The following is an 8402-nucleotide window of genomic DNA, read 5'->3' as shown; positions in this document are numbered from 1 at the left end:
TGAGCTACCCCCCGAAATTCGGACACTGACGTAAGCTACGAATTGCTGTCTGCTGATCTTCGACGAAGAGGAGATCAGAGATGTCGAAACGGAAGAACCATTCGCCTGAGTTCAAGGCCAAAGTTGCGCTTGAGGCATTGAAGGGCGAGCGGACGGTTGCTGAGTTGGCAAGCCAGTTTGGCGTTCACCCGACGATGATCCACAGCTGGAAGCGTGCGCTGCTTGAAGGCGCGTCTGGCGTGCTCGAGCGTGGTGGCCGAAAGACGCCGGAAGTGGACGAAGAACAGGTCAAGGACCTGCACGCCAAGATCGGGGAGCTGGCTGTGGCCAATGATTTTCTGTCACGAAAGCTCAAACCGTGGACCGGCAAGTGAGGCGGAAGATGGTTGAACCAGCCAATACCGATCTGTCGATTGGCAAACAGTGCAGGCTGCTGTCGATCTCGCGGTCATCATTCTACTACACGCCCAAGGGCGAGACGGCGATGAACCTGATGCTGATGCGTCAGATCGACGAGCAGTTCCTGGAAACACCGTTCTTCGGTGTCCGGCAGATGACTTGGCACCTGCGCAACGAGGGACATCTGGTCAACGAGAAGCGTATCCGCCGATTGATGCGGCTGATGGGGCTCATGCCGATCTACCAGAAGCCCAACACCAGCAAGGCGGCGAAGGGGCACAAGACGTATCCCTATCTGTTGCGCGGTTTGCGGGTGACCCGGCCCAACCAGGTCTGGGCCGCAGATATCACCTATCTGCCGATGCGGCGTGGGTTCCTGTATCTGGTGGCGGTCATGGACTGGTACACCCGCAAGGTGCTGGCCTGGCGCATATCCAACACGCTGGAAGCAGACTTCTGCGTCGAGGCGCTGAACGAGGCGATCCACCGCTTCGGCCCGCCCGAGATCATGAACACCGACCAGGGCAGCCAGTTCACGTCGTTTGCCTGGACCGACCGGCTGCGGCGATCCGGCGTGCGCATCTCGATGGATGGCAAGGGACGCTTCCTCGACAACATCTTCGTGGAACGGCTCTGGCGAAGCCTCAAATACGAATGCGTCTACCTGCACGCTTGGGAAACCGGATCAGAGGCGACGGCGGGTGTCGGAAAATGGATCGAGTTCTACAACCGCAAGCGCCCCCATTCCGCCCTTGGCGGCCAACCGCCAGCCATGGTCTATTGGCTGAGAAAAGACGAAACCCAACCCGATCAGCAGGAGCAGAGAGTAGCTTAGATCACGCCGGAAACTGTCCAAACATTGGGGAGTAGCTCACGATCATGTCCGACGCGTCATGTGTCAGTGCATGCAGGACCGCTGCGCCGTGGGGGGCATCTTCGTCGGACAGGCAGAGATAGCCAAACTTTCCAAGATTTGCATCGGTCCAGTCCGGGTAGCTTTGAGCGACGCCAAAACCGCACACGGATCTGGCCTCCGACGCGTGGGACATTGAATAGCCCGTGCTCGGATCGTCATAGATTGCGTGACCACCATGGCCTTTCAAGAATAACATACTGTCCTCCATACGAGTTCTGCGCGACGTACAATTCCGACACGTCGCCCCCGCAGGATCCTGCCGCGTTGTGATGTGGTCGTGAGGAGGGCGTTAGGTTGCGCCCGGGCTCTCTCGGGCGGCCTGCTCGGCTCGGACCCTTGGCGAGGCGCGCGCCAAACCCCGCGTGAGGCGCCGCGCAGCGGCCCGGGGTCGCGCTATCGGGGGACCGAAGACGCCTCGCTGGCGGCGGCCTGACCGGCTCAGAGGCACCCGGTTCGCCCCTGTGCCGCGCTTGTCCCCCGGATCACGCCGCTTCGGGGCCGATTCCCCCCTTGCACCCTTGCCGCTGCGCACATAGAAGATCGGCTGATTTACCTGCTGGCGGAGGTCGTTTCCGCCTTTCCGAACTGAACCGATAGGGGATGACATGAACGTCACCGAGACCCTCAATGAAGGCCTCAAGCGCGGCTATTCGATCACTGTGACCGCCGATGAGCTCGATGCCAAGGTCAATGAAAAGCTCGCAGAAGCTCAGCCCGAAATCGAGATGAAGGGCTTCCGCAAGGGCAAGGTCCCGATGGCACTGCTGAAAAAGCAGTTCGGGCCCAAGCTGCTCGGCGAAGCGATGCAGGAATCCATCGATGGCGCCATGTCCAAGCATTTCGAGGACAGCGGTGACCGTCCGGCCCTGCAGCCCGAGGTCAAGATGACCAACGAGGACTGGAAGGAAGGCGACGATATCGAGGTTGCCATGAGCTATGAGGCTCTGCCCGATGTCCCCGACACCGATTTCAGCACCGTGTCGCTCGAGAAGCTGGTGGTGAAGGCCGATGAAGAGGCCGTGGCCGAGGCCCTGTCGAACCTCGCCGAGAACGCCAAGTCCTTCGAGACCAAGGAAGGTGCTGCCGAAGATGGCGATCAGGTCGTGATCGACTTCCTCGGCAAGGTCGATGGCGAGGCGTTCGATGGTGGCGCCGCCGAAGACTATCCGCTGACCCTTGGGTCGAACTCCTTCATCCCGGGCTTCGAAGAGCAGCTCGTCGGCACCTCTGCCGGTGAAGAGAAGAATGTCGAGGTCAGCTTCCCCGAGCAGTACCAGGCCGAGCATCTGGCCGGGAAAGCCGCCGTGTTCGAGTGCAAGATCAAGGAAGTGAAGGCACCGAAAGCCGCCGAGGTCGATGACGAGATGGCCAAGCAGTTCGGGGCCGAAGACCTCGACGCGCTGAAGGGCCAGATCACCGAGCGCCTTGAGGCCGAATATGCCGGTGCCGCCCGGGCCGTGATGAAGCGCAAGCTGCTGGACGAGCTGGACACGCTGGTGCAGTTCGAGCTTCCGCCGAGCCTTGTTGAGGCCGAAGCGGGCCAGATCGCGCATCAGCTGTGGCACGAAGAGAACCCCGAGGTTCAGGGCCATGATCACCCCGAGATCGAGGCCACCGAAGAGCACACCAAGCTCGCCGAGCGCCGTGTGCGTCTGGGCCTGCTGCTGGCCGAGCTGGGCCAGAAGAACGACATTCAGGTGACTGAATCCGAGATGACCCAGGCGATCATGGCGCAGGCGCGTCAGTACCCGGGGCAGGAGCGTCAGTTCTTTGAATTCATCCAGCAGAACCAGCAGATGCAGCAGCAGCTGCGCGCGCCGATCTTTGAAGACAAGGTCGTGGATTACGTGTTCGAGCTGGCCACGCTGACCGAGAAAGAGGTCACCAAGGACGAGCTGCAAGCGGCTGTCGAGGCGCTCGAAGACGACATCTGAGCCGAGCGCTCACATGAATGACAAAGGCCGCCCTTCGGGGCGGCCTTTTGCGTTTCTGAGCCGGTGCCGATGGATCAGAGCGAGATGCGGAACTGGGCGAACCCTTCGGGGCCTTCGCCCGCAGGCGAGATCTCGAGCCCCGTGATGTCATCGATATAGCCCGCGGCTTTTGGCCCGGTCTCGAACAGGACCGATGTGTCGGCCATCGGCGCAAAGCGCCAGTTGCCATCGGCGCGCGGGCTGATCGTGCCTTGCTCGACGATGTAGCGGACGATCACGTCGCGATTGGTGTCCGGCCCCTCGAAGATGATCGTGTCGCCCGTGCCCGGGAAGCTGCCGCCGCCCGAGGCGCGGTAGTTGTTTGTCGCGATGACGAACTTGGCCTCTGGATCCAGTGGCGCGCCCTGATAGGTCAGGTTGACGATCCGGCTCGCGGTCGGGTTGAGCGGCCCACCCTTGGCGTCAAAGCGCGAGGGCTGGCTCAGGTCGATCTCGTAGCTGACCCCGTCGATCACGTCGAAATTGTAGCTGGGGAAATCGGGGTTCAGAAGGGGCTGGTCGGCGGCGCCGGGCGTGATCTGGTTGAACATCCCCGCCGAGCGTTCCAGCCAATCCTTGACCTGTGCCCCGGTGACCAGCACCGCGCGGGCGGTGTTGGGATAGAGATAGAGGTCAGCCACGTTCTTGATCGCCACATCCCCGGCGGGAACATCGGTGTAATACTCCGGCCCGCCCCGGCCCCCGGCCTTGAAGGGGGCGGCTGCCGACAGGATCGGCAGGCCTTCATACTCGGTGCCCTTGAGCATCTCGGCGATATACCAGCTCTGCGCGATCGAGACGATTTGCACCGAGGGGTCATCGGCCACGAGCGCAAAGTAGGAATGCAGCGGCGCATCGGTCTTGCCCACGGCGCGCCGGACATAGGCGAGCGTGTCGTCATGGTCCTGTTGCACCGCATCGAGCACATATTGCTGGCTCTCCACCAGCGGCGTGATCGAGCGGTCCTCGTTGCGCTTGGAGATCGGGCGCGCCTCGGTCTCGGACGAGACCACGCGCCAGACACCGCCCTCATGCTCGAGCATCAGGTCGATCAGACCCATATGGGAGCCCCAGAACCCGCCCATGGTGGCGGGCTTGCCATGGATCGTCCCGGCCTCGGCATCCACGGCGGCGTAATCCGCATAGGTGGGCGAGGGGAAGACCAGATGGCTGTGCCCGGTGGCGATCGCGTCGATCCCGTCCAGCGCGGCCAGCGGCACCGAGGCGTTCTCCATCCCGTCGGTCTCACGTGCGGAGCCGATGCCGGAATGGCTCAGCGCGATGATGATATCGGCACCTTGCTCGCGCATCTGCGGGACATAGGCCCGCGCAGTCTCGAGGATATCGCGCGCCTGCACGTTGCCCTCCAGATGCTTGCGGTCCCAGTTCATGATCTGGGGCGGCACGAAGCCGATCAGCCCGATCTTGATCGCATGCTCTTCGCCCGCGCCGTCGGTCACCATCCGATCCAGGATCACGTAAGGCGGGATCAGCGTCTTGTCGGCGGTCGGGCTCGCGCCCATCTCGCGCACCACATTGGCCGAGATCACCGGGAAGTCTGCACCGGCGAGGGATTTCATGAGAAAATCGAGCCCGTAATTGAACTCGTGATTGCCAAGGGTCGAGGCGTCAAAGCCCACCGCATTCATGGCGGCGATGACCGGGTGCATGTCGCCTTCCTTCATGCCGCGCTCATAGGCAATGTAGTCGCCCATCGGGTTGCCCTGCAGGAAGTCGCCATTATCAACCAGCAGCGCATTCGTCGCCTCGGCTCTTATTCCGTCGATCAGCGCCGCCGTCCGGGCGAGGCCCACCGTGTCGCGCGGGCGGTCCGCGTAATAGTCGTAGGGAAACACATGCACGTGCAGGTCAGTGGTTTCCATAATCCGCAGATGCGCCTGATTTGCGGCGGCGCGGGCGGAATAGGGGTGCAAGGCGATCAAGCTGGCTCCAGCGGCTGTGCCGAGAAAACTCCGGCGGGAAAGTCGAGCAATCATAAGGTCGATCCTTTGGCTGTACTCGCCTGATGGTTGCACGAATTAACCCTTTGCCGTCATCAAAAAAGAGCCTCCTTCGGGAAAACTGTTACCAATGTGGCATCTATTCGCCCAAAAAAAACGCCGCCCGGAGACCGGACGGCGCGAATGCCTCGGAGGAGCGCCCGATCAGGGCTGCTCGTCCTCGCTCTCGTCGGCGGCCTTGTCCTCGACCGTCTCCACGAGATCGCTGTCCTCGGACGCGGCAGAGCCGATATCGTCGAAGAGTTCCGCGATCTCGAACTCGGCTTCGGCTTCCGCTTCGGCGGCGAGTTCCTGGATGGATTTGCCGGAGGCTTGCAGCTCGGCTTCCTCGGTGGAGCGGGCCACGTTCAGAACGATGTCCGCAGTCACTTCGGGGTGCAGGGTCACGTGCACGGTGTGCAGACCCAGATCCTTGATCGGGCGGGCCAGAGCGACCTGCTTGCGATCGAGGGAGAACCCGTCCGCGGTGGCGGCGTCGGCGGCGTCACGGGTGGTGACGGAGCCATAGAGCGCGCCGGAGTCGGAGGCGGAGCGAATCACGATGAACTGCTGTCCATCGAGCTTCTCGGCCAGATCCTCGGCTTCTTTCTTCGTCTCGAGATTCCGGGCCTCGAGCTGGGCTTTCTGGGCTTCGAACTGCTTGATGTTGGCGTCCGACGCGTTCAGCGCCTTGCCCTGGGGCAGCAGAAAGTTGCGCGCATAGCCGGGCTTGACGTCGACGACTTCGCCCATCTGACCAAGCTTGGCCACGCGTTCAAGAAGGATGACTTGCATGTGCTCGGCTCCTTATTTCACGGCGTAGGGCAGCAGGGCGAGGAAGCGGGCGCGTTTGATGGCACGGGCCAGTTCACGCTGCTTCTTGGCCGAGACGGCGGTGATACGGGACGGGACGATCTTGCCGCGCTCGGAGATGTAGCGCTGCAGAAGACGGGTGTCCTTGTAGTCGATCTTGGGTGCATTGTCGCCAGAGAACGGGCAGACTTTGCGACGGCGGAAAAATGGTTTTGCAGCCATGGGTTAGCGTCCTTTTCTCAAGCGTTGATCAGCGGCGTTCGCGACGGTTGTCACGCTCTTCGCGCTTCTGCATCTGGATCGAGGGACCCTCGGGATGCTCGTCGACCTTGATCGTCATGACGCGCATCACGTCATCATGCAGACGCATCAGGCGCTCCATTTCCTGCACGGCCGGCGCCGGGGCGTCGGTCTTGAGGAAGGCGTAGTGGCCCTTGCGGTTCTTGTTGATCTTGTAGGCCATGGTCTTGAGGCCCCAGTACTCGCTGTCGACGACCTTGCCGCCATTGTCTGCGAGGACGGTTCCGAAATGCTCAACCAGGCTTTCGGCTTGCGCGTTGGACAGGTCCTGACGCGAGATAAAGACATGCTCATAAAACGGCATGCGCTCTCCAGTTCTGATACGCGTGTTTCATAGGGCGGCTTGCGACGGTCCCGGGCCGCACACGAGAGGCCACGCAGGGTCATGTGATCGGGACCCGCGCCTTATAAGCCTTGTGCCTGTGAACGCAAGGGTCCGCGACGCCGCTGGGCCCCGCGTCGCGCGGGCAGACATCCACATGGTCCTTACACGGGCCAAGCCCGGCTGTCCGTCGCGAGATCTCTGCGCGCTGGTGCAGAGAAACTGTTGAGGTGGTTGGAATTGTCCCCGGGGCCGGGCGGGGCCATTTTCTGCGCATAACTCCATATCAAGGTGCTGACCATGAAACTCCTTTCCTCCACGATCGCTGCCGCCGCTCTGGCGCTGACCGCCGGTGTCGCCCATGCCGAGGCGCAGAAATACGTGCTCGACGCGAGCCACAGCCAGATCGTCTTCAGCTATAACCACTTGGGCTATTCGACGACCTATGGCATGTTCTCCGGGTTTGAGGGCGAGATCTCCTTTGACAAGGAAAGCCCCGAGAATTCGACGGTGAACGTGGCCATGCCCGTGCGCTCGATGATCACGGGTTGGGAGAAGCGGTTCGACCATTTCATGGCCGAGGATTTCTTCGGGGCGGATGATGACAGCGAGCTGGTGACCTTTGCCTCCACGGGCATCGAGGTGACGGGCGAGGATACGGCGCTGATCACCGGTGATCTCACCCTGAACGGGGTCACCCAGTCGGTCGTGCTCGATGCCAAGCTGAACGCCATGGGCGAGCATCCGATGGCCAAGACCGATTGGGCCGGGTTTGACGCGACCACCACGCTGGTGCGGTCCGATTTCAATGTCGGCGCCTTTGCGCCCTTCGTCAGTGATGAGGTTGAGGTTCTGATCTCGATCGAGGCGATGATCGCCCAGTAAGACCGGCTCTGCCGCAGGATCACAGGCGCGCCCCTCGGGGCGCGTCTTTGCGATTCAGAGGTCCAGAGCCGCGCGGGCCCGGTTCGCCTCCAGGAGCTTGTCGCGGATTTCATGGGAGAAGCTGAGCGACAGCATATGGTCGAGCCCCTGGGTCCGCCGGCAGAGCTGTCGCAGCCCGCGCGCATCGATCTGCATGACCCGCGCCGGGCCCCGCAGCACCACCGTGGCCGAGGCCGGGCTGTCGCGCAGGCAGCTGATCTCGCCGATCAAGGCGCCGGGCCCGAGCTCTGCGATGGGTTTGCCGTCAAGAAAGACGTCCGCCGTGCCGTCGACGAGATAGGTCAGGTGAGAGACCGGCTCGGCCTGGTGGGACAGGGTCGTGCCCGCGGCCATGTCGCGCCACTGGGCGAGGTTGAGCACGCGCCGGGCCCAATGGGGTGGAAAGCCGGGCAGCTTGCGGTCGAGAAACCCGCGCTCCTGCTCGGAGAAGCGGGTGTTGTGCGCGATCACATAGAGCCGGGTGATCCCCAAAAGGCTGATCGCGATCCAGCTGAGCTGGATCACGGCGGAGGCGAGGTTGAAATGGGTTTGCAGGCTGTAGAGCACGTATCCGGCCGCCAGCAGGTTGAGCACCGGATAGGTGTAGCGGTCGCTGGCCAGCACGCCGATCTGCAACAGGAAATAGGACAGGATATAGAAGAAGACGCCAGCCAACCCGGCCATGTCCGCAACGGCGAAAGTGGTAAAGTCATTCATGCCGATATGGCCAAGCCCCGAAAAATCGATTTTCGGAG

At 62.2% G+C, this 8402-nt stretch carries 9 protein-coding genes; 3 read left to right on the top strand and 6 right to left on the bottom strand.

Annotation, left to right across the window (positions count from 1 at the left end; genetic code table 11):
* Positions 1-80: 80 nt before the first annotated feature.
* Positions 81-1234, top strand: a protein-coding gene (locus ACP150_RS12415) for an IS3 family transposase (protein WP_424964469.1) whose coding sequence is annotated in 2 segments (ribosomal slippage) — positions 81-342 and positions 342-1234 — 1155 coding nt in all. Because the reading frame shifts where the segments join, the coding sequence is not laid out codon by codon here.
* Position 1235: 1 nt separating this feature from the next.
* Here ACP150_RS12415 and ACP150_RS12410 read toward each other — a convergent pair.
* Positions 1236-1511 carry a hypothetical protein gene (locus ACP150_RS12410; protein ID WP_424966952.1) on the bottom strand — a complete coding sequence of 92 codons (276 nt, stop codon included), beginning with the start codon at positions 1509-1511 and terminating at the stop codon, positions 1236-1238.
* Positions 1512-1920: 409 nt separating this feature from the next.
* Between ACP150_RS12410 and tig the strand changes: the two genes are divergently transcribed.
* The gene (gene tig / locus ACP150_RS12405) at positions 1921-3249 is read left to right on the top strand and encodes a trigger factor (protein WP_424966951.1); all 1329 of its coding nucleotides are present in this window, start codon (positions 1921-1923) and stop codon (positions 3247-3249) included.
* Between the two features lie 74 nt (positions 3250-3323).
* Here tig and ACP150_RS12400 read toward each other — a convergent pair whose 3' ends face one another.
* From ACP150_RS12400 to rpsF, 4 genes are all read right to left on the bottom strand, one after another.
* On the bottom strand, positions 3324-5285 hold the full coding sequence (locus tag ACP150_RS12400; protein ID WP_424966950.1) for a bifunctional 2',3'-cyclic-nucleotide 2'-phosphodiesterase/3'-nucleotidase: 1962 nt from the start codon (positions 5283-5285) through the stop codon (positions 3324-3326).
* A gap of 168 nt (positions 5286-5453) precedes the next feature.
* The gene (gene rplI, locus ACP150_RS12395) at positions 5454-6083 is read right to left on the bottom strand and encodes a 50S ribosomal protein L9 (protein ID WP_424966949.1); all 630 of its coding nucleotides are present in this window, start codon (positions 6081-6083) and stop codon (positions 5454-5456) included.
* A 12-nt stretch (positions 6084-6095) separates the two neighbouring features.
* Positions 6096-6323, bottom strand: coding sequence for a 30S ribosomal protein S18 (gene rpsR, locus ACP150_RS12390; RefSeq protein ID WP_005982441.1), 228 nt, complete (start codon positions 6321-6323; stop codon positions 6096-6098).
* Positions 6324-6351: 28 nt separating this feature from the next.
* Positions 6352-6705, bottom strand: a complete 354-nt coding sequence (gene rpsF, locus ACP150_RS12385; protein WP_424966948.1) for a 30S ribosomal protein S6 — start codon at positions 6703-6705, stop codon at positions 6352-6354.
* 318 nt (positions 6706-7023) lie between these two features.
* Between rpsF and ACP150_RS12380 the strand changes: the two genes are divergently transcribed.
* Positions 7024-7608 carry a YceI family protein gene (locus ACP150_RS12380; protein WP_424966947.1) on the top strand — a complete coding sequence of 195 codons (585 nt, stop codon included), beginning with the start codon at positions 7024-7026 and terminating at the stop codon, positions 7606-7608.
* 54 nt (positions 7609-7662) lie between these two features.
* Here ACP150_RS12380 and ACP150_RS12375 read toward each other — a convergent pair whose 3' ends face one another.
* Positions 7663-8364 (bottom strand): cyclic nucleotide-binding domain-containing protein, encoded by a 702-nt coding sequence (locus tag ACP150_RS12375; RefSeq protein WP_424966946.1) that lies wholly within the window; start codon positions 8362-8364, stop codon positions 7663-7665.
* Positions 8365-8402 lie beyond the last annotated feature (38 nt).

Origin of the sequence: Dinoroseobacter sp. S375 (genome assembly GCF_049800775.1) — a bacterium.
Taxonomy (GTDB): domain Bacteria; phylum Pseudomonadota; class Alphaproteobacteria; order Rhodobacterales; family Rhodobacteraceae; genus Dinoroseobacter.
Note: the sequence above shows the minus strand (reverse complement) of the source record. Positions and strands in the feature narration are given on the sequence as shown.